Origin of the sequence: Pseudomonas sp. FP1740, from assembly GCF_030687165.1 — a bacterium.
In the GTDB taxonomy this organism is placed as follows: domain Bacteria; phylum Pseudomonadota; class Gammaproteobacteria; order Pseudomonadales; family Pseudomonadaceae; genus Aquipseudomonas.
Genome location: NZ_CP117461.1, coordinates 3,677,435 through 3,703,163, shown reverse-complemented (window position 1 = coordinate 3,703,163; position 25,729 = coordinate 3,677,435). Strand labels below are relative to the sequence as shown.

Annotated in this window: 22 protein-coding genes; 1 reads left to right on the top strand and 21 read right to left on the bottom strand. The window is 58.0% G+C overall.

Annotated elements, in window-relative coordinates; translation table 11 throughout:
• Positions 1-107: 107 nt before the first annotated feature.
• The 15 genes from PSH69_RS16665 to PSH69_RS16595 form a co-directional block, all read right to left on the bottom strand.
• On the bottom strand, positions 108-401 hold the full coding sequence (locus PSH69_RS16665) for a hypothetical protein (RefSeq protein ID WP_305409128.1): 294 nt from the start codon (positions 399-401) through the stop codon (positions 108-110).
• Between the two features lie 68 nt (positions 402-469).
• The gene (locus PSH69_RS16660) at positions 470-1,939 is read right to left on the bottom strand and encodes a family 16 glycosylhydrolase (protein WP_305409127.1); all 1,470 of its coding nucleotides are present in this window, start codon (positions 1,937-1,939) and stop codon (positions 470-472) included.
• Positions 1,936-3,000, bottom strand: a complete 1,065-nt coding sequence (gene galE / locus PSH69_RS16655) for a UDP-glucose 4-epimerase GalE (protein ID WP_305409126.1) — start codon at positions 2,998-3,000, stop codon at positions 1,936-1,938. Before galE ends, PSH69_RS16660 begins: the two co-directional genes overlap by 4 nt.
• Before the next feature lie 83 nt (positions 3,001-3,083).
• The gene (locus PSH69_RS16650) at positions 3,084-4,502 is read right to left on the bottom strand and encodes an oligosaccharide flippase family protein (RefSeq protein ID WP_305409125.1); all 1,419 of its coding nucleotides are present in this window, start codon (positions 4,500-4,502) and stop codon (positions 3,084-3,086) included.
• Between the two features lie 13 nt (positions 4,503-4,515).
• Positions 4,516-5,469: a glycosyltransferase family 2 protein gene (locus PSH69_RS16645; RefSeq protein WP_305409124.1), complete on the bottom strand. Its 954-nt coding sequence runs from the start codon at positions 5,467-5,469 to the stop codon at positions 4,516-4,518.
• 17 nt (positions 5,470-5,486) lie between these two features.
• The gene (locus tag PSH69_RS16640; RefSeq protein WP_305409123.1) at positions 5,487-6,800 is read right to left on the bottom strand and encodes an O-antigen ligase; all 1,314 of its coding nucleotides are present in this window, start codon (positions 6,798-6,800) and stop codon (positions 5,487-5,489) included.
• Positions 6,797-7,909 carry a glycosyltransferase gene (locus PSH69_RS16635; protein ID WP_305409122.1) on the bottom strand — a complete coding sequence of 371 codons (1,113 nt, stop codon included), beginning with the start codon at positions 7,907-7,909 and terminating at the stop codon, positions 6,797-6,799. Before PSH69_RS16635 ends, PSH69_RS16640 begins: the two co-directional genes overlap by 4 nt.
• A complete protein-coding gene (locus tag PSH69_RS16630; RefSeq protein WP_305409121.1) occupies positions 7,906-8,985 on the bottom strand; it encodes a glycosyltransferase in 1,080 nt (359 codons plus the stop codon). The genes PSH69_RS16635 and PSH69_RS16630 overlap by 4 nt, the downstream gene beginning before the upstream one ends.
• 9 nt (positions 8,986-8,994) lie before the next feature.
• A complete protein-coding gene (locus PSH69_RS16625; protein ID WP_018928897.1) occupies positions 8,995-9,702 on the bottom strand; it encodes a WecB/TagA/CpsF family glycosyltransferase in 708 nt (235 codons plus the stop codon).
• Between the two features lie 10 nt (positions 9,703-9,712).
• The gene (locus tag PSH69_RS16620; RefSeq protein ID WP_305409119.1) at positions 9,713-11,104 is read right to left on the bottom strand and encodes an undecaprenyl-phosphate glucose phosphotransferase; all 1,392 of its coding nucleotides are present in this window, start codon (positions 11,102-11,104) and stop codon (positions 9,713-9,715) included.
• Positions 11,105-11,246: 142 nt separating this feature from the next.
• Positions 11,247-13,493 (bottom strand): polysaccharide biosynthesis tyrosine autokinase, encoded by a 2,247-nt coding sequence (locus tag PSH69_RS16615; RefSeq protein WP_305409118.1) that lies wholly within the window; start codon positions 13,491-13,493, stop codon positions 11,247-11,249.
• Between the two features lie 3 nt (positions 13,494-13,496).
• Complete coding sequence (locus tag PSH69_RS16610; RefSeq protein ID WP_305409117.1) at positions 13,497-14,030, bottom strand: polysaccharide biosynthesis/export family protein; 534 nt, start codon at positions 14,028-14,030, stop codon at positions 13,497-13,499.
• 13 nt (positions 14,031-14,043) lie between these two features.
• On the bottom strand, positions 14,044-15,204 hold the full coding sequence (locus PSH69_RS16605; RefSeq protein WP_028940767.1) for an outer membrane beta-barrel protein: 1,161 nt from the start codon (positions 15,202-15,204) through the stop codon (positions 14,044-14,046).
• Between the two features lie 247 nt (positions 15,205-15,451).
• Positions 15,452-15,973 carry a transcription/translation regulatory transformer protein RfaH gene (gene rfaH / locus PSH69_RS16600; RefSeq protein WP_305409116.1) on the bottom strand — a complete coding sequence of 174 codons (522 nt, stop codon included), beginning with the start codon at positions 15,971-15,973 and terminating at the stop codon, positions 15,452-15,454.
• 476 nt (positions 15,974-16,449) lie between these two features.
• On the bottom strand, positions 16,450-17,982 hold the full coding sequence (locus PSH69_RS16595) for a PLP-dependent aminotransferase family protein (RefSeq protein ID WP_305409115.1): 1,533 nt from the start codon (positions 17,980-17,982) through the stop codon (positions 16,450-16,452).
• A 129-nt stretch (positions 17,983-18,111) separates the two neighbouring features.
• Between PSH69_RS16595 and PSH69_RS16590 the strand changes: the two genes are divergently transcribed.
• Positions 18,112-18,747, top strand: coding sequence for an FMN-binding negative transcriptional regulator (locus tag PSH69_RS16590; protein WP_305409114.1), 636 nt, complete (start codon positions 18,112-18,114; stop codon positions 18,745-18,747).
• A gap of 37 nt (positions 18,748-18,784) precedes the next feature.
• On the opposite strand, the gene PSH69_RS16585 is transcribed toward PSH69_RS16590, so the two are convergent.
• The 6 genes from PSH69_RS16585 to PSH69_RS16560 form a co-directional block, all read right to left on the bottom strand.
• Positions 18,785-19,777, bottom strand: coding sequence for a LacI family DNA-binding transcriptional regulator (locus PSH69_RS16585; protein WP_019651691.1), 993 nt, complete (start codon positions 19,775-19,777; stop codon positions 18,785-18,787).
• Positions 19,778-19,852: 75 nt separating this feature from the next.
• Positions 19,853-21,355 (bottom strand): glycoside hydrolase family 32 protein, encoded by a 1,503-nt coding sequence (locus PSH69_RS16580; protein WP_305409113.1) that lies wholly within the window; start codon positions 21,353-21,355, stop codon positions 19,853-19,855.
• On the bottom strand, positions 21,352-22,485 hold the full coding sequence (locus PSH69_RS16575; RefSeq protein WP_305409112.1) for an ABC transporter ATP-binding protein: 1,134 nt from the start codon (positions 22,483-22,485) through the stop codon (positions 21,352-21,354). The genes PSH69_RS16580 and PSH69_RS16575 overlap by 4 nt, the downstream gene beginning before the upstream one ends.
• 27 nt (positions 22,486-22,512) lie before the next feature.
• Positions 22,513-23,355 (bottom strand): carbohydrate ABC transporter permease, encoded by an 843-nt coding sequence (locus PSH69_RS16570; RefSeq protein WP_018928908.1) that lies wholly within the window; start codon positions 23,353-23,355, stop codon positions 22,513-22,515.
• Positions 23,352-24,314 (bottom strand): carbohydrate ABC transporter permease, encoded by a 963-nt coding sequence (locus tag PSH69_RS16565; RefSeq protein ID WP_305409111.1) that lies wholly within the window; start codon positions 24,312-24,314, stop codon positions 23,352-23,354. The genes PSH69_RS16570 and PSH69_RS16565 overlap by 4 nt, the downstream gene beginning before the upstream one ends.
• Before the next feature lie 21 nt (positions 24,315-24,335).
• On the bottom strand, positions 24,336-25,610 hold the full coding sequence (locus PSH69_RS16560) for an ABC transporter substrate-binding protein (protein ID WP_305409110.1): 1,275 nt from the start codon (positions 25,608-25,610) through the stop codon (positions 24,336-24,338).
• Positions 25,611-25,729 lie beyond the last annotated feature (119 nt).

Below are 25,729 nucleotides of genomic sequence, written 5' to 3'. Positions count from 1 at the left end.
TGGCTTGTCACGGTCAAGGTGCGCATTGTAGCGGCGAAACGCTTGACCGGCACCCATGCGCTGCCCGATGGCGTTTCTCCGCTGAGCGACACGAATAACCATCGGCTTCATCCTTTGGCCGAATCCGATGGCTGATGTGATGAATCTGCCGCTGAGCAAGGAAGGACAGAATATTCAGCCATGATTAATCGCAAATGTTCGATGGCTTCCTGGTATTTACGATCGGCGTTGCGTTTTTTCTCTTGGTACTGCGTGAATTTTTCTGCGTCCATGTGGGGCTGATCGAGAAGATCAAGGGCGGCGCGGCTCAGGTCATGGGCTTCATTGAACAGTTGTCTGTTTCGTTCAAGCGCCAGATTCAGACAGGCTGTCGCTTGCTCGGAAGTCATCGTGCCGTTCATTCACCGCGCCCTCTCGATTGACGTGAAGGGGGAAGGATCAAATTCAAAGACGCTGGATCAAGACCCGGCTATCGACCGCGCCGCCACACCTTGAGGTAGTCCACGCTGAATGTGGAGGGCAGATCGGTGTCGTCGACAACGCCGAACCAATTCCACATGGCTTCGCTGTCAAAGAGGATTTGCATCGGGAAGAACCAGTGGGTGTTCTTGGCCTCTCGCACCAGGACGCCGTCTACGTACCAGCGCAAGGTGTCGGGCTGCCAGTCAAAACCGTAGACATGGAAGGTGCTGGCCAGGCGCCACGGGGCGATCCAGCTGCTGCCATCGCTGAAGTGGGCGGTGCTCTGTGGCGTGGCCCAGACATGGGCGTTCATGTTGTATAGGCGGTCGAAGGCGGCGCCCTTGGTCTTGCCGCCGATCTCGAATATGTCGATCTCCGTGGCATTGTCGGCAAGCCCCGTCCACGCTAGCCAGAAGGCGCTGGAACCCGCCGAGTCCATGGGTTTGGCGCGGGCTTCGTAGTAGCCGTAAAAACTGCGCTCGATCGTGCGGACCATCGCCGAGCTATAGTCTCGGTAACCCAGCCGAACGTATTTTTGCGGCACGTTTTCCTTGCGGAAAACGATGTTCAGATGGCCATCGCTCAGGTAGGCATTGTTCGGCGTGAACAGCGCCGGTTTACGCCCGAGCGATTCGGTGCCCGTGGCATTGTTGACGTGCCAGCGACTGGTGTTAAGGGTCGCACCGTTGAAGTCGTCGGAAAACTGTGTGTCCAACTTCCATTGGCCGTCATTGGCCTGATCGGACAGCGGCAGTTCGGCATTGATCCGCTGCGGTACAGTGTCCAGGGGGCCAATACGGGTCCAGGAATTGGCCGCTTTGGGGATAGCGACGGACCATTTTTGCGCCAGATACTGAAACACGCGCTGCCGTTCCTCCAGAGAGGCCAGGTGACGGTCGTACACCAACACTTCCGCGATGTCGCCACGCAAGTCTTCAGTGCTACCGACCACATTGCGCCCCACCGCAAACGGGCCTATGGGCACGTCGTTGAGTTCCAGAACGAAGAGGGCCGGGGCGTAGGCGGAGGGCTGTTGCACGCTGATCGCGAAATTCGGTGCCACGTTGTCGTTTTCAGCGATCCACGGGCGCGAGCTGAACAGCCGCTGCCAGGTCTCGCCGCCGCTTTGCCCGTTCAGTCTGCGTGACACGATCAATAAGGTCATGGGGCCTTTTGCGGCACGAATTGTCTTGCCAAGGAACGCCGACGAGCCACTCAAACGCACCACCGAATGGCCATTCATGGCGTCCTCCACACGCTGAGGGAGGGCGCCTGTGGAATCGTCTACGGTAACGTCATTGGACTTGCCGGACTTGTCGTACCACCGCAGGAGGTGGTTCTGGGCATCGAAGGTCATTTTTGAAGCATCGGCAGCGTCGAGCCACAGCACCAGGCCGTTGGCCAGCGGCGGGGGAGTCCCCCCCGACGCGTAGCACACAACCGATACCAGGGCTGCCAAAAGAATGGACCTGCTCATACCCATTGCTTTAACACAATCGATGCGGCCAATCCGGGTTGGGAGCGGTATCCGTGCGGATTACACATTTGCCATCGCCAGGTGTCGATGATCATCTGCATCAGGTCGCGCTGTGCGTACCAGCCCAGATCGCGCCCCGCCTTGGTGGGGTCGGCCCAGCATTCGGCGATATCGCCGACACGGCGCGGCGCGAACCGGAACGGGATGGTAATACCGGTAATGTCCTCGAAGCTGCGGATGATTTGCAGCACGCTGTGGCCAATGCCTGTTCCCAGGTTCCAGACGTGGATACCGTTTCTGTTCTGCAACGCCCGCAACGCTTTGAGATGGCCTTCGGCAAGGTCGACCACATGGACGTAATCGCGCACGCACGTTCCGTCGACGGTGGGATAGTCGCTGCCGTATACGGTGAGTTCGGGTATTTGCCTCATCGCGACTCGTGTCAGGCAAGGGAGCAGATTGTTGGGCTTGCCATTGGGGTTCTCCCCGATCAGCCCGCTATCGTGAGCACCAATCGGGTTGAAGTAGCGCAGCACCGCTATGCTCCACTGCGGATCGGACAGGCACAAGTCGGTGAGCAACTCTTCGATCAGCAGCTTGGTGCGACCATAGGGATTGATCGGTTTGCCTGTGCCCAGATCTTCAATGAGTGGTATCTGTCGGGGAATGCCATACACGGTGGCCGATGAGCTGAACACCAGTTTGAAGACCTCGAATCGGGCCATCGCATGGCAAAGATTGAGCGTACCAATGACATTGTTGGCGTAATAGTCCAGCGGCTTTCGAATGCTTTCCTCCACGGATTTGAGACCGGCAAAGTGCACCACGGCATCGATGTCATAGCGGCTGAAGATATCATCGAGCAGGTGGTTATCGCGTATATCACCTTCAATGAAGTCGACTCGTTTGCGAGTCAGATACTCCAGGCGCTTGAGCGATTCGCGGCAGCTGTTACACAAGTTATCGAGGACCAGCACCTGTTGACCGGCGTCAATCAGGGTCAGGGTGGTATGCGAGCCGATATATCCGGCCCCGCCGGTAATCAACGTGGTTTTGTGCATGATGAGGCGTTCCTGTCACAAGGAAATTGCGCGAGTCAGGAGAATGTGGTCCGGGTAGGAGAAAGGTTGTCGGGTGCGTCCTCTCAGCGGGTGGTGAAAACCGATTTGAATTCTTGCAGCCAGCGCGGATGCATCACGCTGTACGCCACGGCATAGCTCAGCGCGCCAACCACGATGCTGCAGAACAGGTGCAGGTAGCCTTGAACACTCAATCGGGAAGAAACCATCAGGACGATCGCAGCCATGACCAACGAGGCGACCACGCTGCGATAGTTGGTTTCGAAAAACAGCCGCCAGTCATAGCCGATTGCGCTGTTCAATCCGCGGATTTGCAACGGCGTGATGATCGCCATCCGGGCTAGCAGGGCGAGGGCAGCGGCCATGCCGCCATAAAGGCTGCCGAAGCTATAGACCAGCGCCAGTGCCAGTACGGTGGTTGCCACTTCGGCCTTGATGGTCAGGTGGCTGCAATTGACCGCGACCAGTGCGGTTGTGGCGTACATGGCGGTATTGCCGATGGCTGCCGTACACGCAAGCACTTGCAGCAGGGGAATGGCCTCGGTCCATTTGGCGCCGAAGATCAGCAGGATCAGGTCATGTGCCGTGAGTGCGATGCCGATGAACAGGGGCGTCAACAGGAAGCCGCTGACGGCGGTCGAATCGCTGATGATCGCGCGCAACCGCGAGGGATCGGCGCTGCGCCGGGCAAACGCCGGCAGCGCGTAGCTGATCAGGCCGTGATAGATCGCCGTGCGCGGCAGATCGATGATGCGCATCGCCATGTTGAACATGCCGACCGCGTTGCTGCCGGCCGTCATGCCCAGGATGACGGTGACTCCGCGCTGTAGCGTTTGCGAACTCAGCGCGTTGACGGCAACCGGTACGCCGGCCTTCAACAGTTCGCGCAGGAGCGGGCCGTCAATGCAAAAGGCAATGCGGCGCGGGTCTGCACGCATCAATACGACAATGGACACGAACTCCATGATCAGTACCTGGGCAATGACCGCCCAGGCCCCCAACCCCCAAAGCGCGACCGCGATGCCACCCACGCCACCACACACTTTGCCCAGTAACGTGCGCGACGCCAACATCCTGAAGTTGCCGCTACGGCGCATTTGCGCCACATAGACCCGCGCCATCATGGTGAACAGGATTTTCACCGAGGCCACCGCGGTCATCCATCGCAGCACCGGGTTGGGTGTGTACAGCGTTACCGCGCCCGAGATGACGACGATGGACAGCAGGCTGACGAGTACCGACGCCCAGAAAGCTGTGGCGATGTGTTTGTCTTCCAGTCGTTCGAGTCGTACCAGCGGGTCTTCCAGAACCGAGGAATAAATCATCCCGATCAACTCGACGATGGCAATGATGACCGTGCCCACACCCAACTCTGTGGGCGACAGCAGCCTGGCATACGCGACAAAGGTAATCATCGACAGGAAAATCAGGCCGAATTTCTCGGTGAAAATCCAGATCAATTTAACCAGACGATGATTGGCCATGGCGGATACCGACTCAATGAGCGGTGGTGGACGCAGCTGTCTTGCGCAATGATTGGACGCATGCATAGAGGAAGCGCAATGTCGGTTTGCCGTTCCTGAAGATCAGCGTTTGCCAGGAATACTCCAGCATTCGCCGGTACACACCGATCACTTGGGTGTGCTCGCCTCTGCGGGAAAACAGTTCGAGAAAGTCGGAGAGGCTGCCCAGCGCGAAATCGATCCGTTGCTGCTTGCTGAGCTGCGCGCCAAATTGGGCGAGGAACGCTTCGATGAACTTGATCTTGTACGGGTAGTACCTTGTCGGTTGCGCGGTCATGTTGGCGCTGTTGACCATGCGCTGCAGCAGCACCTCTGGCACCGTATGGACCTCCCAGTGTTCGGCGATCCGGGTCCACATGAAGCGGTCTTCGGAGTAACGCAGGCTGGCATTGAAGCCGCCGAGTTGCATGATCACGTCGCGTCTGACCATCGCGGAGGACACGCCATTGAGGACGTTGGCGCGGATGAAATCGTCGAAATGCCTACCGTTTTTTTGCCGGTTTTCCAGTATTCGCCTGCCGTCGCTGTAGTCGTTATGCACGTAGCAATCTATCAGCCCCACCGGCCGTCCCTGACGACTCAGTTCCTCAAACAGTGCCACTTGTTGCTCCAGCTTTCGCGGATACCATCTGTCATCGGCATCGAGAAACGCCACAAGAGTCTCTTCAGTGTGCTGCAGTCCGTGATTGCGGGCGCTGGCCTGGCCTTCGTTGGCTTGATGCAACAGCGTCAGGCGAAACGGCGCCGCGAAGTCCCTGACCCGTTGGGGTCCATCATCGGTGGAACCATCGTCGATGACGATGACGTGATCGGGCAGTCGCGTTTGCCCGGCCACGGACGCCAGTGTTTGCTCAATGCTGTCGGCGCCGTTGTACATCGCGATTATGACGCACACGGTATGGGGTGAAGGGTGGGCTTGGTCTGGCATGGTTATTTCTCCTTTCGTTACGCCCTGGCTGAATCGCGCGGTAATGCCTCGCCGGACGGACGCTGAGGCAGGGTTGCTGCTGACAACACGGGGTATTTCGCGTGGTGATGCCGAAAGGACAGGGCCAGGACGCAGAACACCAAAAACTCCGCCGAGCGGTAGTTGGGCACGACATACGCTACATAGTTGGTGAGCATGAATGATCCGACGATGACCATCGCGCTGACATGAAACCGTGCCGATTGGTCCGCCATCACGGCCCGATAGTGTTTTAGCAGTGCCTCGATCAGCATGAGGAGCAGCGCTATCAACTGAACGATACCGCCGTTCAGCAAGGTTTCGATGTAGCCGTTGTGGGCATTACCGATGTAACCCCAGCGGCTGATAAAGACCCCGGCGCTGGGGCTGGACCAGAAGGCGCCGAAGCCGTAACCCTTGAGGAATTCGGCGTCGATCAGCGGTGTGAGCAGGTCCCAGATCAACGTGCGGTCGGTGAGTGATGGATCACGACCGGTCAGCTCCAGCAGCAGCGTGTAGTTGCCGTAGAGAAAGAGACAGATCAGCAAATAGACGATCGTCGTGCCGAGGAATGCGGGCCATGAACGGTTGATGTGCAAACGGATCAGCGTGAGGAAGTACCAGTAACTCACGGTGCCGGCAACAATCAGTGCTATGGCGGTGGCGGATTGGGCCAGTGCAATCGCGATCAGCGAGAACAACGAGCAGATGATGGCCCAGGGATTGCCCTGACGGATCATCGGCAGCAGTAGCAAAATGGCGATCGCGTTGATCCGGGCGCCGGCATTTTTATCCGGGAAAATCCCTTTGAATGCACCCTCGCGAACACCGCCGTAAATGAAGGCGACATCGGGCCTGACAAGCGCCAGTATCAAGCCGAACAACGCAGCGGCGCCGATGATACAGCCGAGCATGAAGGCGATTCTCTCGAGGCTGTAGTTGTAGGCAATGAAACCCGCAAAGAAGACCACGCTGATCAGCGCCACAAAACGTTTGAAACTCAGTATCGGGTCGTGGGACCAACTGATCGATACCGCCAGGCAGAGCATGAACACCAGCAGGAATACGTTGTTCCTGTAAAAGCTTTTGCTGAGGAAGACCTTGTTGCGGATGAAGAAGAACAGCGGTACCAGCAGGGTGATCAGACCGCAAATCTGATTGACCGCGTTGCCTTCGAGGTCTTTTTCGGCTGCGTCCAGATTCGACGTATCCGCCAGCCCGGAAAAAAATCCGATCACCTGGATGTAGAACAGCACACCGAACAGCGTGAAGGCGTTGCGCAGCGTGCTGTACCTGACTTCCAGTGTGTTCATGACGACTGGCTCCCGAGTAGTGCATCGAGATAAGTTTTCGCCGCGCAAGCGCTCACGAAACGGGCGGCGGCATCGATGCGGGCCTGGCGATTTACATCACGCGGCAACGTCAGCTGCATCGTGATGGCCTGCGCCAGTGCGTCAGGGTCGTCGACGGCCACCAGCGGAGCGATCGTCCCATTATCGAGAATCTCTTGCGGCCCATAGGGGCAGTGAGTCGATACCACCGGAGTGCCAGTGGCCATGGCCTCGACCAGTGCGTTGGGGCTGCCCTCGAAACGCGACGACAGTACAAAACAATCGGCCGCCGCCACTTCTGCCATCGGATCACTGGTATAGCCTGGTAAATCGAACCGGTCGGCCACGCCCACAGCAACCGCTTGTTCGAGCAATTGGGCCCTGAGCGCGCCTTCGCCGAAAATGATCAATCGGGCACGGGGATCGGGCAGTCGGGCGAAGGCATCGATCAATACGTCAAAGCCTTTTTGCCGCGCCAGGCGGCCCACGGCGACAATCACCGGGGTGGACTTTTCCTGCAGCCAGGGGTGGTTTGGACGCTCCGGTGCCTTGTCGCGAAAATCGTTGTCGAGCACCGGATTGTCGGCGATGGTGACATCCTGGGGGCGGGTGATGGTGGAGTCGACGAGATCCTGGGCGACGCCGCGCGAGACGCAGATCACCGGATTGGGGATCAGTCGATACAGCAATGGTGCCAACAGATACGCTGTGCGCACCGTCAGCGTGGGGTTGACATATTTGTCATGGGAAAACGCGTTGCGCTCGCTGACATGCAGGCGCGCCAGCGTACCTGACAGCGCGGCGGCAGCGATGGCCACGACGTTGACGTGGGTGAGGGCGGCCAGTAGCGCGTCGAAGCGATTGTGGCGAAGAAAGCGTGCCAGCGCCGGCACGGCCCTGGAGCTGCGCGCGCTGTGCAACTCGACCTGTTTTACCCGTGGGTCGAGGTGCGCCGAGTTCACGCCGGCGCCAGTGAGCATCAGTAAAGTCACGTCATTGCCAGCGTCAGTCAGTGCTCCAGCGAGGCGCGCCATCATTTTTTCGGCACCACCCCCGCCCAAGTCCTGCAGGATAATCAGCAATTTCTTCATTGATTCCATACCTGGTAATACGCCTGCGCGGCGTATTGACTGGTGTACTGGCGGACTGCATCAGCGGCTACTTGTGCGTTTGGCGCAGCCTGGTCTTGCGAGGCCAGGCTGCGTAGCATCCCTTCGGCCAGTGCCGGTACATCATTGACCTTGACCAGTTGGCCGAGTCGGCCGTTATCAAGCAGCTCCCTGGGCCCGGTCTCGCAGTCGCAGGCCAGCACGGGCGTACCCAGCGCCAGGGCCTCGATCAGGACGGTCGGCAAGCCTTCATGAAAGGAACTCAGGATCAGCAGTCGTGCATGCCTGATCAATGGGTAGGGATTGCTCAGGAAACCAGTGAAATGCACACGGTCCTCGATGCCCAGGTGGTTTGCCTGCGATGTCAGCGCGGCGAGTTGCGGACCATCGCCAATGATCACCAGATCCGGCAGCGCGGCGCTGCTCAAGGCCATGGCATAGGCATCGAGCAGCAAATGGAAGCCCTTCGGTTCCACCAGCCGGCCCACTGCCAACCAGAACTCGGTCGGCAACCCTCTGAGCAGGGGCGTCTGCGCGGCGCTGAGCAGTTGTTCGGTGACCACCGCATTGGGGCAATAGCGGATACGCTGGCGACCCCAGGGCACCAGATCGGCGAGGGCCTGATGCAGGCCTTTGGATACCGCCACCACCTGATCGTTGCCGCAGAGGTACAACCCATAGAGCAGGCGCAGGGTCGTGAGGCCGATTTTCTGTTCGCCGCAATCCAGTGCCGCGTGACGGGCGTAGATGACCTTGCATGAGCGACCCAGGGTGGCAAACCAGGTGCAGAGGTTGGCCTGTTCCTTGGCGGCGATAAGGTGGGTCACACGCTCACGATGGATAAGGCGACGCAGCACACCGATCGACTTGAGCAGACCGACGAATCCATTGCCGCCACCATTGAAGGTGGCCGCTTCTTCATCGTCCGCGGTATCGCCATTCATGACGAAATAACTGACTCGTTGGCCGTCCTTGAGAAACTGTCGGGCCAGGCGTTGCTGGACACGCTCCAGGCCGCCATCGGGCTTGAAGTCCTTGAGGATGAACAGGATATGCATGGTGGGCGCTCAGGGATAAGTGATATGGATCGTCACTTGGCGCCGGACGATCATCGCCAGCAGATGAACAAAATTGGTCGGGTAATCGACCAGGTAGCGCTTGATGGTGTGGGGTTCGCGGTACATTCGATAGAACGCGCGCAGATGCAGGCGGTTGATCAGCTCAGGGTAGTAATGGTGTGTGGCTGTCGCCTCTTGGCGAATGAAACCGCCACAGGTGAATGCCACACCGTTGAAGCCGGCACGCAGGGCATCCTGTTCGAACTGCTCCTGAAGCCCGGCGCCCAGACCAACGATCAGGATGTTGGCTTCACTGCGGCAGATGTCCGCCTGAATGCATGCGGCCTGCGGTGCATCGAAATAGCCATTGTGATGACCGGCGATAAGCAACGCCGGGTAGCGCCCCTTGATCTTGTTGATGAACAGGTCCAGTTCGGTTTGCCTGGCACCGACAAAATAGATGCGCTTGCCTTGTTTCTCGGCGCAACTGAAGACAGCGTCGGCGATGGAGGTGAAGTCGAAGCTTACCCGGCCGATCGTCCGGCCGGTGATGCGCGACATGAAGGTAGACATCAACATTCCATCGCAAAAATAGGCGATGGACGTCGGACTCCGATCGAACAGACTGCCGATGGACGCAAAGTTAATGAAGGAAAATGCTTTGTTGGCGTCCAGCAGGTTCGGTGCGAAATGCCCGATCAGTTCCAGATCTATCATGGCTGACTCCTTAATAAATGTCCTTTGAGAACAACGTGAAAGGGGTCTTGACGAGAATCTTGATGTCCAGCCACAGCGACCATTTATTGATGTAGTTGAGGTCTTGGGCGACGCGCTGCTGCATTTTTTCCAGCGTCTGGGTTTCACCGCGATGCCCGGTGATCTGGGCCAGCCCGGTGATTCCTGGCTTGAGGCGATGACGGGCCATGTAGGCGCGTACTTTGCCGGTGTAGTAAATATTGTGAGTGACCGCGTGCGGTCGCGGGCCGACAAGGGCCATTTCACCGAACAGTACGTTGAAAAGCTGCGGTAGCTCATCGATCGAACTACGGCGCAAAAAGCGCCCGAGCGGGGTGATGCGTTCATCTTCGCGAGAGGCTTGGCGCACTTCGCTGTCGTCATGGACATGCATCGAGCGGAACTTCCAGACCTTGATCACCTCGGCGTTACAGCCGTAACGATCTTGTTTGAACAACACCGGGCCGGGCGAAGAGAGCTTGACCGCTGCCGCCACGATCAGCAGCAAGGGGCTGAGCACAATAATGGCCACGGCGGCCAGGGTACGTTCGAACAGCTCTTTGCAGAGCAGGCTGCCGGGGTGCGAACTGATGAGGCTTTCATTGAGGTAGATGGCCGGCATTCGCTCTATTTCCGAGATCGATTGATTGAGCAACACCATGCTGCCGAAATCAGGAATCCAGACCACGTCGACATTCATGTCCAGAAGGTCGATGTACAGGGCTTCAATGATGGCGGCCTGTGCCAACGGCAGGACGATGTAGACCCGGCGTACGTGCAGGTGGGTGATGATCTCGCGAATTTCGTCGATGCGGCCCAGCAGCGGCAAAATGCTCGGTGCCGGGCCGGTATGTTCGGCGGTTGCGATAAACCCCAGTACGGGTACGCGGTTCGGTCTGGACAGTTTCCTTGCAAGCCGGCATGCGGTCGGGCAAGTACCGATGATTACCGCGCGGCGTTCGTTACAGAGCTTGCGCGAGTGCAAGCGAGCCAGGTAATGCAAGGGCAGGAAGCTTGCAGCCTGGATCAGGTAACCCAATACGGTCCAGACGATCATTACTTGACGCGAAAAAATCGCGCTGGTCTGGGTGACAAAGGCGATGCTGATCAGAACGGCCAGCAGAATCAGCCAGGCCGCCAGCAAACGACCGAGCCCCGACAACCACTCATGACGCTTGTGGTAAACCTGCATGACGCTGTAGATCGGAATCGAGCCGAGCACAGTGAGAACCATCAGGATGCGGTACTCACTGGTCAGGCTGCCGATCCTCCAATGCACCAGCAATATCAATAGCAGGTTGACCAGGCTGAGCGCACACACCCATTGGCCCCAGAAAGTCAGACCTCGCCGGTGCATCATTTGAGCGGTATATAGCGATGTCATCGGCTCAACCTCCAGGCATGGGTTGGACATCGGCGTCGAATTCTGCACGCCCTCGTTCCCGCACGCTGGTATCGATCGACTGGGATGAAGCAGTTTTTGGTGGTTGTTGGAAAGAAGCTACTCAAGAGACAGGCGCAAGGGTTTACCGGGTCAGATAGTCGTAGTTCTGGAACGTATCGCTATGGCTGTAGCCCTGCTTGCGCGCCTTGCGCAGGTCAACCTGGTTGAGCACTACACCGAACACCGGCGCGTGGCTCTGTTGCAGAATGGCGAGGCATTTCTGCACCTGGCTGACCGGTGTGCTTTCGGCTTTGATCACGTAAATCACCGCGTCCGAATGCTTGGCCAGCAATAGCGCATCGCTGACCATTTGCGCCGGCGGGGAGTCGATGATGATGCGCTGGTAACGCGATTTCAGTGCTTCGAGCAGGGGCGCCAGGCACGGCGAACTAAGTAGATCAAGCGGCGGGGGCGCAAGCTTGCCGGCCGGCAACATGTCTAGATTGCCGACAGTCCGGATACAGTCTTCGAGTCGGGCGGTACCCGCCAGGACATTGGCCAGCCCCAGGCTGTCTGCCGGAAAATCGAAATTGAGCGAAAGGCTGGATCGGCGCATGTCGGCATCGATCAACAGGACCCGCTCCAGCAATGCAAGCGAGTAAGCCAGGTTGTTGGCAATGGTGCTTTTACCTTCATCGGCCATGGTCGAGGCAACGAGCACTACCTGTGACGGCTTTTCTCCACTATGCAACATCAGCCAGGTGCGCAAGTTGCGAATGGTCTCGCAAAAACGCGGATGCTCGTTGTCGTCGAACAATCGCGCCAGTTGCCGGCGGCTTCTCTTCGTGACCAGCGGCACCACACTGAGCAGGGGGATATTAAGCATGCTTTCGACCGCTTCGTCGGTCTTGAAGGTTTTGTTCCGGGCTTCGGATATTAATGCCAGCGCCATGCCGATCAGCGCGGCCACGATGGCGACAATCGCCATGATCAGTGTTTTACGGGGTTTGCTCGGTTCCAAAGGCACAATCGCGGGGTCGACGATGCGCGCTTTGGTGGAATCCATGTCTGAGGTGGCCGCAGTTTCCTTCAAGCGAGTGATGAAGGTCTCATACAACGCGCGACTGCTGTCGACTTCTCGCTGTAACTCACGCAGCTGGAACTCCTTGCGCGAAATATCCTGTATCTGCGTCTTGTTGCTGTTGAATGATTTATGCAGTGAGCTTTCACTGGCCTTGGCTAGCTGGTAATCCTGTTCGATGCTGGCAACCACCTGTCGAACCTGTAGACGCAAACTGTCGGTGGCCGTACGCAACTCGGCGAGGGCGGCGATCAGGGTCGGATGTTTTGGACCGTAACGCCCGGACAATTCTTCGACCTTGGCTTGAGCCTTGGCCTGCTGTGCCTGGAATTTCTGCACCAAAGCGTTGCTCAAGACGGCGGGCACACTGGAGAGTCTGCTCAGATCGCCATTGCTCAGGGCCTGGACCTGACGGTACCGGCTCTCGGCTTCCGCCAGGTTACGGCGGGCATCGATCATGCGGTTGCCGGTCATTTCCAGTTCATTGGCGCTGATGGTGGCGACACCGCCGACATCGACCAGGCCTTGTTCTTCCCGATAAGCCTGAAGCTTGTCTTCGGCAATGCGCAGGTTATTGCGCAATTCGACCAGGCGTGAATTCATCCAACTGGCGTTGGTCTGCGAGGACTTCAGGCTATTGTCGAACTGGCTATCAATGAAGCCTTGGGCAATCGCATTGGCGGTTGCGGCCGCCAGGTCAGGGTCGGGCAGCAACACCTCTATGTTGAGCAGTTGGCTCTTGCCGACGAATTTGACGTCGGTGCGCTTCATGAGGTTCTGCGTAACTTCATTGAAAATATCGGTTTCAGTGGGCACTACCTGTCGGGGTATCAAAAAGCCCAATGCCGGCAACCACTGTCCAAGATCAAGGTTTGCCAACCATTCGCGTGGCGTAAACCATGACTGCGGTTGCTGGCGGGGATCGGTCACCGGGTTAGTGGTGAGGTTGAGCTTTTTGACGGCGCGTTCGGCCAAGTCTCGCGATTGCAGAAGCGCCAATTGCGTCTGCAAGTAATCGACGGTGCCGGAGCTTGAGTCCGTGACTTGCTGGAAGGTCAGCAGTGGTGGCGTTTTTTCTTTGATCAGCAGGGTGGCGCTGCCAATGTACTGCGCGGGAATGAATGACAGAATGGCCATCGCAAGCGCACAGGTAAGCAGCACCAACCAAGCGATTTTCCAATGAGCACGCCAGATCACCCTCCAGAATTTGAGCAGGTCAATGGTGTCCTTCTCCTCGCCGTGCTGCTGGTGCTGAGGCAGATGCGCCTGGAGCGGACGTTCAACGTAGATGCTTGGGCTGTTATCCATGATTTAGAAAAAGCCTTGTGCAATGGAGATGGTGTCACCGGGAGCGATGGCGGTGCTGCGCGTGACCGTATCGGTCAATGGTGGTGAGCCATCGCCGCGCACGATGGTCACTCGCTTGATCGAGGCCCGTTCGGTCAGGCCACCGCCCAGTGCAATGGCTTTTTCCAGTGTCAGCCCGGGCTCGTATGGATAGCTGCCGGGCTTTTGTACTTCGCCATTGATGTAGAACGAGCGGTAGACGATCAGGTTGAGGCTGACCTTGGGGTCGACCAGGTAACCTTGCTTGAGCCCGTCGACGATGATCTTTTCCACCTGATTGGGGGTGAGACCCTTGGCGGAGATCTCACCCAGGAACGGATAGGAAAATGTACCGGCGTCATTGAGGCGGATTTTGTCGAAGCTTAAATCCCGTTCTCCGAATACCGTGATGCGCAATACATCGCCGGCCGCCAGTTTGTACTGGGCGCCGTTGTCCGCTGCAAAAGTCACGGGCAACAGCCACGGCACGAACAACAAGGCAAGCATTCGCGAGTTCATGGGGGGAAACCTCTTAGAGACTTACGTTGAAGCTGAGCAGGAAGATGTTGCGTTCAAAACTATGGTTGTCGGCATCGGAATTGTCGTTGCGGTGGCGATAGCCCAATTCGATATCCAGCCAGCGGCGCATCTGGTATTCCACGGCGAAGTTGTAGTCGCGAAGGTTGTCGGTGCGGTTCTGCCCCTCGTACTCATAGCGGGCCAGCCCTGCTTCGGCCACGGTTGTGATCCGCTCGGTCCAGCCATGACGCCAGCCGAACAGCGCAGAGCTGGTCTTGACGGCGTCAGCACCGTCGTCGCCCTCGGCCAGCGCCTGGCGAGCAACGAACGAAAAGGTCGAGTAGGTTCGTGGCTTCCATCGCAGGTCCACCTGCCAGGTCGGGTTACTGAGGTCTTTGACACTGCTGTCATCAAAGTTCTTGCGCTCATAACCAAGGCGTACTTTGCCGGTGGTGCGTGCGGTGAAGTCCCACTCGGCACCGGCCAGGACCGCATTGGACGTGCTGTTGAGACGGCTGTCGGAGAGCAGGTAGTCGAAGACGGTATGGTCGTACTCCAGCAAACCGCGGGTGTTGCTGCCTATACGGTGGTACCAGGTGGTGGTCAGGCCGGTGGTATTGCGCTCTTTGTCTTTATTGATGCCGTCGGAGTTGTCGTAACGAAGTTGAGCGTAACTTGCGCCCAGATCGATCTGATTGGCAGCGCTCCTGGCGCCGTAGGTATAGAGACCATTGACGCGATTAGTGCGAATCTTGTCATTGATGCCATCGACAGCAGTCGATGTCGTGCGCTCGTATTTACGCGCTTCCCCTTCAAGTTTCAGGCGATGGCGGTCGGTGAACTCCATGATGCTGTCGAGCCGCACACGTTGTGCCGTATTCGAGGCGTCCGGATGATCATGATAAATGTAGCGGGTAGGCTGCCAGATAAGTCGCGTGGCACTGTTTCGATCTTCGGCCTTGAGTTCGAAAGAGGGCGCCACCTTGGTCACCATGGAAGACTGACGTCCCCGATCCAGCTCCCGGAAGTTGTCATCGTAGCTCTCTGAAAATAACAACGTGGGTGTGAAGTCGAATCCGTAGATGTTAATGGCCTGGGGGTCGAGACTCCAGGCCGCTCCGGGATATAGAGAGATCACTATCAGTGCGAAGGGGCCATGGGTCTTAAGGGTCATATCATTGCTCCTTGGGGATGAATCCAATGACTATAGACCGGAAAAACAGGGCCGAATGTGCGCGATGTAATATCGGCTGATGTTAGTGATTTCTTCATGTGAATGGAGTCCGTAAGTGTGAGTAATCACGCGCCTGGAAACAATCCATGAAATAAAAAAGGCATAAATTTTTGTTTGAATTTAAAGTTGGATGAGTGTGTTCAAGTTTGTAATTGAAGCAAGTTTAATCGGGGGTTTGAGTAGGGGTTTATAGATGGGGGCGTGCTCGCTCAATATCAGTCAGTGGAATACGAACCGGCTGCTCTCTATTCAGAAAGTGAAGCAGGATCATAACTCGCTCGTCACCTAACATGGTCATGAAAATGCCTTCGAGTGTCGACAGCGGTCCTCGGGTTATTTGCAGTTTTTCACCGGGCTTAAACGTGTGAGGTGCAAGAATTTCCGGTGGTTTATAACACCGCTCTTGCAAGTGTCTGATGACATCGTCAGGGACCATTGCCGGGCCGTGATTAAAATCGACGATTCGGCTGACGCCACGGGTAGAACGCAAAGGCGCCCACTTGTCGTCACGGCCTAGCTGAATGAAAAGGTACCCCGGGAAGAGAGGCTCAAGGGATTGATGGGGGCTACCATGTATCCTGCGTTGGCTAACGGTTTGCGGGCAAAATATGACATAGTTTTGCCGCAATAAATTGATTTTCGCCCGTTCGTCCTGACGTGGCTTGCACTGCAAAAGATACCAGTTAGAGGCTTGGGTAGTCGTCAGCATACTGGCAAGCTCCGTAACGTTGGTTTAAGCATGCCTGTTGCGTATCAGCGATGCCGTTATCCTTCCAGTGAACGCAATGAGGTTATGGAAGTCGTGAAAGTGTTAAGCTTTTAAAACGGTGTATCAATGATGAAGCATGTAACGCCCGGGAAACGGTAAATGATTGCAAAATGGAATGTGTAAACCTTACTTAACGCTATGCATGATATCGCCTTCGGGCACGAAATGAAGCCGGTACTTTGCGATGGCCAAAGCTACCGCACGGTCCGAACCTTCGGCCCTTTAAGAATAAGTACTTTTGTTCGTAAGCCTTACTTACAATGCAGTCAGCAATGGATATTCATCCACTAGATTGTCGCTTTTGTCAGGTGTCGACCCTGTTAGGTATTGATCACTCAAGGTGGCCTGTCAAATGTTACTAGTCAAAAATATAGCCTTCTGTCCAATAAGTTATTAAGGTTGTCCAACTAATTGTTTTAAAAATGTTTTATGGCAATTGGCATGATCCTGCGGCCCGACGGGTTCGCGGCCAACGTGATGACCTGCGCAAGGCGCCGGGTGGCGGACTCAATGTCTTCGGCACTGAAACCGCCCAAACCCAGAATCAATCCCGAACGGCCATTGCCACCGGCATACATCGGCGATACGGCACGTACCGATACCTGAGCTTCGGAAGCTTTGGCGGCGACCCACTGATCGTCGATACCTCCCGCCAGCCAAAGCACCAGATGCATGCCCTGATCGCTCGGTTCCAGCCATGCAAGTTCGCGAGGAATCAGCCTGGCAACCGCCTCGATGATTTGCCTGTGGATGTCTGCGTATACGCCGCGAATTCGCCGGATGTGCCGATCCAGATGTCCTTCTGCGATGAAGGCTGCGAGCACGTGCTGATCGGCGTTGGCGGGATGCCGATCCATCAGGACCCGCGCACCGCAGAAGGCTTGCACCAGATAAGGCGGAACGATTGCGTAGCCGAGTCGTAACGAGGGGAACAGTATTTTGCTGAACGTCCCCAGGTAAATAACCCGGTCGGGGTCCAGCCCTTGCAAGGATGGAAAAGGGTGGCCGGCGTAACGCAGTTCACTGTCGTAATCGTCCTCGACGATCCAGGCATCGGACGCCCTGGCCCATGCCAGCAGGGCATCGCGCCTGGCCATGCTCATTGGCATACCGAGCGGGTACTGATGTGACGAGGTCACGAAGGCTGCCCGTGCCTGGGGGCATTGCGCTATGCCGTTTTCAACATTCAGACCCTCGGCATCAACCGGGACGCGGATCATTTGATCGCTATGGCCCGCGCTTTCCAGAATCCCGGTGATACCCCGGTAGGCCGGATCCTCCACCCACGTAAAATCTCCCACATCGAGCAGCACCTGACAGGCGAGATACAGGCCCTGTTGCGTGCCGGATGTAATGATGACCTGGCTCGCTTCACAGCGCACAGAGCGTGACTTGCGCACGTAATCCGCTACCGCTTCCCGTAACTCAAGCGCGCCTTGTGGATCGCCGTATCCCGAGGGCGCTCCGGGACCCCGGGCCCTGATGCGATTGCCAAGGCGACGCCAGATATCGTCAGGCGCCGCTTTGCCAATCGGCACCGAGACCGAGAACGGAATCTGCGCAGCCGCTCTAAATTGCTGGGCCACCTGAGCGAACCGTTCGATTCGGGAAGAGGGCGTCCACGACCTGGTTTCAGTTGGCCGACCTTGTTCCTGCCGGGTGGTTGGCGACGCTTCCGCCAAAGAGCGGGCCACCCGCGTGCCTGCTCTGCCTTGGGATTCCAGGAAGCCCTCGGCGATCAACTGCTCAAAAGCCTCGATAACGGTGCCTCGGGCAATCGTCAGCGATTTGCCGAGAATGCGCGTCGATGGCAGCAGCTCACCAGGCTTGAGGTCGCCCCTGCGGATCGCGGACCTAAGCGCTTGAGCAAGCTGTCGTCCCAATTGACCGGCGGTTCGATCCAGCGTGCCCAGCGATGGAATTTCAACAACGTTGGCTTTACGTGCCATCAATTCTGGCTCAGTGATTATGTTGGATATTGGCTCTATACCATGGGCCAGTTCATCAACACAATTCACACGAAGGCCACCTCACCACTGGCGTGATCTCCCCACCCTTGAACGATTGAAGGAGTTGATATGTACGTACCTGCCCATTTTGATGAGCCTCGCGCCGAAGCCCTTCATGAACTGATCGTGCAGCACCCGCTGGGCATTCTGTTTACCAACGGTGAAAGCGGACTGGATGCCAACCACATTCCTTTCGAGTTGAAGGCTGCGCAGGGGCGGTTCGGTGTTCTCCATGCTCACGTCGCGCGGGCCAATTCGGTCTGGCAAGACGTTAGAAATGGCGACGAAGTCTTGGTGGTTTTTCGCGGTGCCGAGGCTTACATCTCGCCCACCTGGTATCCGAGCAAGCACGAAACCCATAAACAGGTTCCGACCTGGAACTACAAGGTGGTGCACGCCCATGGGAGGATCACCCTTCACGATGATGAGCGCTATGTCCGTGGGTTGGTGGCGCTCCTGACCCGGACCCATGAGTCCTCCCAGCCCGAGCCATGGAAAATGACGGACGCCCCGAAGGACTACATCGCCTCGATGCTTAAAGCGATCGTTGGGGTAGAAATCGAGATCACTCGCCTGGTCGGTAAATTCAAGCTGGGCCAGAACAAGGAAGCGAGAGACATCCGTGGTGCAGGTCAGGCACTCAAGGACAGCGGGAAAATCGTATTGGGAGAGGCAATGCTCGCGGGTGTCGATGCCGAATCCTGAGGCACCTCGTGCACTGGCTGGTCTGCGGCGCTCGCACTCATAGCGACGCCCTGACCACCAATGGACAATCAACCGGCTGGGCTCCCTCTACCTCAAGGGCTTCGATCAGGTGCCGGGCAGCCTGGCGACCGATCTCGTAGTACGGCAGTTGCACCGTGGTCAGCGGCGGGATGAACAGTTCGGCGATACCGATCATGTTGTCGTAGCCGAGCACGGCGACATCGCCGGGAATTTTCAGGCCTCGGCTCAACAACAGCTGATAGGCACAAAACGCAATCCGGTCGTTGCCACAGATCAGAATGTCGAATTGTGGGCGACCCTCAACAATGTGCCGGTCGAGGATGGCTGCGGTTTCACCGTAGGCGTCATGCTCGGAAAGGTCGTATTGCAGAAGCGCGTCAGGCGCCAGCCCGAATGCCTGACAGGCGCGCAGCAGGCCTTCTTGTCGCAGCCCCCAGGCCAGGCTCTGTTTTGGCAGATTGATGCACAGCGGGCGCCGATAGCCTTGGCTCAACGCGTGATGTACGGCGCGATACTGCCCCGTCTCGTCGTCCGGTACGTAACTGACCAGGCGACTGTCATCGGCCAGGCAATTGGCGAGTACCAGCGGTTTGCTCTTCAAACGCTCGGGAATGCTGACGTGGCGAAAGCCCATGGCGCTGAAGATCAGCCCGTCGGGGCGGTGCGACAGCATCAGGTCGATGTTCTGGTCAGTGGGCGGGTTGCTCAACAGGTTAAGGATGAAGACATTCCAGCCGGCCTGTTGCGCGGTCTGTTCGATGGACAGCAGCAGCTCCACCGCGAACGGTGTGGTCGCGGTGTCCAGCGCGAACACACCGATGGTGCGCGACTGGAGGTTGTCGCCGCGCATCTTGCGCGCCGACAGGCTCGGTACGAATTGCAGTTCATCAATGGCGCGACGCACCCGCTGAAGGGTTTCGGGGCTCAGTTTTTCCGGGTTGTTGAGCGCTCGAGAAACCGTCATCAAGGACACGCCGGCCAGCTGTGCAACGTCTTTCACTGAAGTCATGCGAGGCGAGCCCGGTCAGGTTGACGCAGAATCATGACACAGGGCCCGGGTTTCTCGCGACTCGAATGACAACGCTCATACCCAACCTGAAGCGAGAGGCCACGCCCTGGGAATCGAAGCACGCCCGCCACTGCCGTGGTTAAACAACTTCACGCCCAGACTGTCGGGCCGCGGATAGAGGCGACTGCTGAGGCTGAAGCGGCCGTTTTCGTCGAACACCTCGATGGACGAGCGATCGAGAAACACGCGCAGTTCCAGTCGCTCTTGTGTCGGGTCTATCGACACGCTGCGCTGGCCGCTGACTTGCGCACCCGAGCGGCTGCGGTCCAGCACCAGGCGCTGTAATGCCGCATCGTAATAGAGCAGGGTTTCTTCGCGGCCATCGTTGCTGCAGCGCAAGGCGATGCCCAGGTGGCCGTCGGTGCAGCCGCGTAAATCCAGATGCACATGGATTTCCAGCAGGTCGCCATTCACTTCCGGCACCCAACAGGTTCCCGACTCATCCCGCCAAGGCGTACTCGGCAATGGCGCCTCGCGCAGCGCGGTGAGCTCCCGTGCCGGATACACGCAAAGGCGATCGTCATGCAGTTCAAGTTCGCGCGGTAAACCGAGCATGCCGCACCAGTGATGGGCCTGGCTCGGCATCGGGCTTTCCCACATGTCGAGCCACGCCCACACCAGGCGCCGACCATCGGCGGCCACCAGCGTTTGCGCGGCATAGAAATCGTGGCCGTTATCCAGCTCGATAAAAGGCCCGCCGGTGAAGTGCCATTGGCTGTCGAGTTGGCCCACTCGATAACCGGTCTGGTATTTGTTGAGCCGTTCGTAACCGTGGGGTTGCATGCCCTGAGGGGAGTACAGCAGCACGTCGCGCCCGTTCAGGCGAAACAGATCCGGGCACTCCCACATGTAGCCATCGCCCTCGCTGCCGCTGGCAACATAGTCGAGGAACTCCCAGGTGTGCAGATCGGTGGAACGATACAGCGGTAGCAGCGGTTGATCGCCCAGACGTGCGCCGGCAATCAGGTACCAATAGTCGTCCTCTTGCCAGACCTTGGGGTCACGAAAGTGCATGATCGTGTCTTGCGGCGCGGTCTCGATGACCGCGCCATGTTTGACGAAACGGATGCCATCGACACTGGTGGCCAGGCACTGGACTTGACGAATCGAGCTTTCATCACCCACGTCCTTCAGCCAGGTGTGCCCAGTGTAGATCAGCGCCAGAGTGTCTCCATACACTACCGCGCTACCGGAAAAACAACCGTCGCGGTCGAAGTCATCGCCGGGCGCCAGGGCAATCGGCAGATGCTGCCAATGGACCAGGTCGGCGCTCTTGGCATGCCCCCAGTACATCGGGCCCCATTTCGCGTCAAAGGGGTGGTGTTGATAGAAAACGTGATACTCGCCACGGAAGTACACCACCCCGTTAGGGTCGTTCATCCAGCCTGTCGGGGGGGCAAGGTGATAACCGGGGCGATAATCGTGGATGACCCGAGACAGGCCGTCACTGAGCGCTCGCTGCGCAAGGTCAAGGGAGTCAGGCATTGGATCGCTCATGGTATTCAAAGACAAAGTCATAGGGCGCCTGCTCGTGCCGGGCGCAGAGGGACGGTTTCAATGGCATGTGGATGACGCTTCAAGGCTGTGCCGTCAGCGTCGAACAGGTGCAGGTTGTCGATGTCCAGCAGCAGCTCGACCCGGTCGCCCGCCTGCCATCCGGCGTGGACCTCACAACGACAGATCAGTGGCTCGTCCTGACCTGTCTCGAGGTGCACATAAGTTTCACTGCCCAGGTATTCGACCGCGGTCACCACGATGCCGGCGGCTCCTTCCGCTGCCTTGAGCGACACGTGTTCCGGGCGAATGCCCAGGCTCAGCAGCGTGCCCGCCGCCAGGTTCGAGCTGTCGAAGGGCAGGGACGTCATCCCCAACACGGGGCTGTCGACCAGGCTGGTTTCGCCCGGCGCCTGCAAGCGCGCCGGCAGAAAGTTCATTCTGGGTGAACCGAGAAAGCCGGCGACAAAGCGACTGGCCGGGCGCTCATAGAGTTCACGCGGTGAGCCGACCTGTTCGACGCGACCGCCATTGAGCACGACAATTTTGTCGGCCAGGGTCATCGCTTCAACCTGATCGTGGGTGACGTAGATCATGGTCGAGCCCAGCCGGGCATGCAGCCGGGCGATTTCGTTGCGCATCTGCACTCGCAAGGACGCATCCAGGTTGGAGAGCGGCTCATCGAACAACAGAATGTCCGGTTCCCGCGCCATGGCTCTGCCCATGGCGACACGCTGACGCTGCCCGCCAGACAGCTCCTTTGGCTTGCGTTGCAGCAGCTTGTCCAATTGCAGGATTTGCGCGGTTTTCAGCACGCGTTCGCGCAGGCTGGTCTTTTCGGTCTTGGCCAATTTGAGACCAAAACTGATGTTGTCGTAGACGCTCATGTGCGGGTACAGCGCATAAGACTGAAATACCATGCCGACGCCACGCTCGCGCGGCTCCAGGTCGTTGACCCGACGCCCGTCGATCAGCAGGTCGCCGGCGCAGATCGAATCCAGTCCAGCGATAAGCCGCAGCAGGGTCGACTTTCCGCAGCCCGAAGGGCCGACGAACACCACGAATTCACCCGCCGCGATCTCCAGGTTGACGTCGCGCAGAATCCGCGCGCCGCCCAATTGTTTGTTCACGTTATCCAGTTTCAACTTGATCACGATGCTGTTCCTTGTAGTTGTCGGGCATCAACCCTTTAACGCGCCGGTAGTGAGGCCGGAAACGATTCGGCGCTGGAAGATCAGCACCAGAATCACCAGTGGGACGGTGACCAGCACCGATGCCGCCATCAACAACCCCCAAGGCAACTCATGGGGGCTGCCGCCGGAAATCAGAGCGATGGCCACCGGCACCGTGCGTTGGGTGTCGGTGAGGGTGAAGGTCAGGGCAAACAGGAACTCGTTCCACGCCGCGATGAAAGCCAGCAAGCCAGTGGTGACCAGTGCGGGCCAGAGCAGCGGCAACAGCACCCGGGTCAGCGTGACCCAGGGCGAGGCGCCATCCATGATTGCCGCTTCTTCCAGCTCATGGGGCAGTTGACCCATGAACGTGGTCAGCACCCAGACGGTGAAGGGCAGGGTGAAAATCGTGTAGCTGAGAATCAACGCCCAGGACGTGTTGTACAGGCCCAAGGCACGGATCACCTCGAACAGCCCCGACAGCACCGCGACCTGGGGGAACATCGACACCCCAAGGACCATCATCAACACCGTGCCACGCCCACGGAATTTCACCCGGCCCAAGGCATAAGCAGCGGTCAGGCTGAGGAACAGCGCCAGTGTCACTACGCTAAGCGCGACCACCAGTGAATTACCGATAGCCCGCAGGAATGAGGCTTGGTTAAGCACCGCCGCGTAATTGGAGAAGTCGGGTTTTTTGATCCAGTAACTCACTTCGAACAAGGCGCTGGACGGCTTCAGCGACGTGACGATGGCGTAGTAGAAGGGGAACACCGCATACAGCAGCAACACCCCGATCAGACACCAGAAACCGAAACGCAACAGTGCTTTTTTCAGTAGGCGAGGGCTCATGACCGGACCTCCAGTTGACGGCGTCCGAGGTAGAGATAAAGCATGGCAATCACCGCAACCACCAGAAACAGCAGGGTTGAGGCCGCGCTGCCGTAACCGACGTCCTGGAACTCCACCAGGTGTTGGCGGGCATACACCGACATGCTCATGGTGCTCGACGAGTTCGAGGTCAGCACATAGATCACGTCGAACACCCGCAGGGAGTCGAGGATGCGGAAGATCGCCGCCACCAGCAACGCGGGCATCAGCAGTGGCAGTGTGACCCGCCAGAACACCTTCAGTGGATGAATGCCATCAACCCTGGCGGCTTCGTAGCAGTCGCTCGGCAACATCTGCAAGGCGGCGAGCATCAGCAGGGTGACAAACGGCACGGTCTTCCAGACGTCGACGATAATCACCGCCCACATCGACAGATCGGCATCTGCGGTCCAGGCCAGAGGCGCGGCAATCAGGCCGAGGCTGAGCATCAGGTGATTGATGATGCCGAACTGGTCATTGAGCATCCACGACCAGATCTTCGCCGAGACAATGGTCGGAATCGCCCACGGAATCAGAATCAACGCTCGCACCAGGGAACGGCCGGCGAACTGGATGTTCAGCAGCAACGCCACCAGCAGCCCCAGCACGACTTCCAGCCCCACCGACACCACGGTGAAATGCAGGGTGTTGCGCACCGCGTTCCACCATTGCGGATCGACCAGGATGCCTGACCAGCTGGAACCGTTGTGGAACAGATAATTGCTCAGGCCAACGAAGGTGCCGCCAGCGGTGTCCGACAGGTTGGCGTCGGTCAGGCTGAACCAGAATGTTCGCAGCAACGGCCAGGCCGCCACCAGGGCCAGACACAGCAACATCGGCGTCAAAAATAGCCAGGCAGCGCGCACTCGGCGACGCTGTACCGGCGTTTCCCTGGTGAGCAGGAGCTCGTCACAGGGGGCATGGGCAATAGAGACAGACATGGTGATTTTCTTCCTTGTGGCTTACCAGTTCCGGTGTTTGATGCGCGTGAGTTCGCCTTCCAGTTCGGTCAGCGCCTGATCGACCGGCAACTCGCCGGCCAGCACGCCATGCACTTGATCGAAGAACGCATTGGAAACCCGTGGATAACGAGCGGCGGTGATTGAAGCGGGGCGCATGACGCCATCGTTGAGAATGCTGTGCAGCTGACTGTAATAAGGCATGGCCGCGAGTAGCTCGGGATCCTGGTAAAGCGACTCGATCACCGGGTTATAGGCGCCAATCAGCGCACGATGTTTTTGCTGTTGGGCACTGCTCAGGTAGCTCACCAGTTCGGCGGCAAGCTTCGGGTTGGCGCTGTAACGCGATACCGCCAAACCCCACCCTCCGAGGGTGGAGGCATGGGTGCCGGTGCTGCCGCCGCGGGGCAGGGGAGCGACCCCGACCTTGTCTTTTACCGCACTGTCCTGGCTTTGCACCAGGGCCCAGACATAAGGCCAATTACGCATGAACAACGCATTGCCCGACTGGAATACGCCGCGTCCTTCTTCCTCGGTGTAATTGAGCACGCCACGCGGGGAGATGTCGCCTACCCAGCTTTTTGCCAGGGTCAACGCCGTTCTTGAGGCCTGGCTGTTGACCACGATGTCGCCTCGTGGATTGACCAGCCCGCCGTCCGGTTGGCTGCTGATCCATTCCAGCGCATTACACGTCAGGCCTTCGTAGGCACGCCCTTGAAAGATGTACCCCCAGGCGTTGGCGTTGCCGGCATTGCGCTCGGCCTGTTGTACATCCTTGGCGGTAGCGGTCATTTCCTCCCAAGTCTGGGGGACTTGCTTGTTGTATTTCTCGAGCAAGTCCTTGCGGTAATACAGCAGGCCCGAGTCGGTGAACCACGGCATCGTCACCAGCCGTCCATTCACCGTGGCGTTGTCCACCTGTGCCTGGAAGTAGCCTTGGGTTGCGTCGGCGGGCAGCACCTCGCGCAGATCCAGCAGATGTTTGGCCAGCATCCCCGGCCACACCATGTCGATCTGAATGATGTCGATGTCGCTGGACTGCGCACTGAGGATCTGTTGGTAGAAGGACAAGCGCTCGGTGGCCGAGTTAGGCGTGGACACCACCTCGACGTGATTGCCGGTCTGTTTCGACCACGCCTCGACGGCCTCCTTGCACAGTTGTAATTCCGCGCCCACCGCACCGCAGGAGATCGTCAGATTGGCTGCGCTGGAGAGGGATGGAAGCCCGGCGCAAAGGGCAAGCAGTGCTGCTGGAAGAAGTGATTTGAGCTGTTTCATAAAGCCCTCTTTATTTTTGTTTTTAGAAAAGTTAACGTTAACATCGCCAAATGTAGCAGCGTATTTGCGATGAGGCATCCTTTTTTTCGTGGATTTTGACATTTCAGAGTTCACGCAAG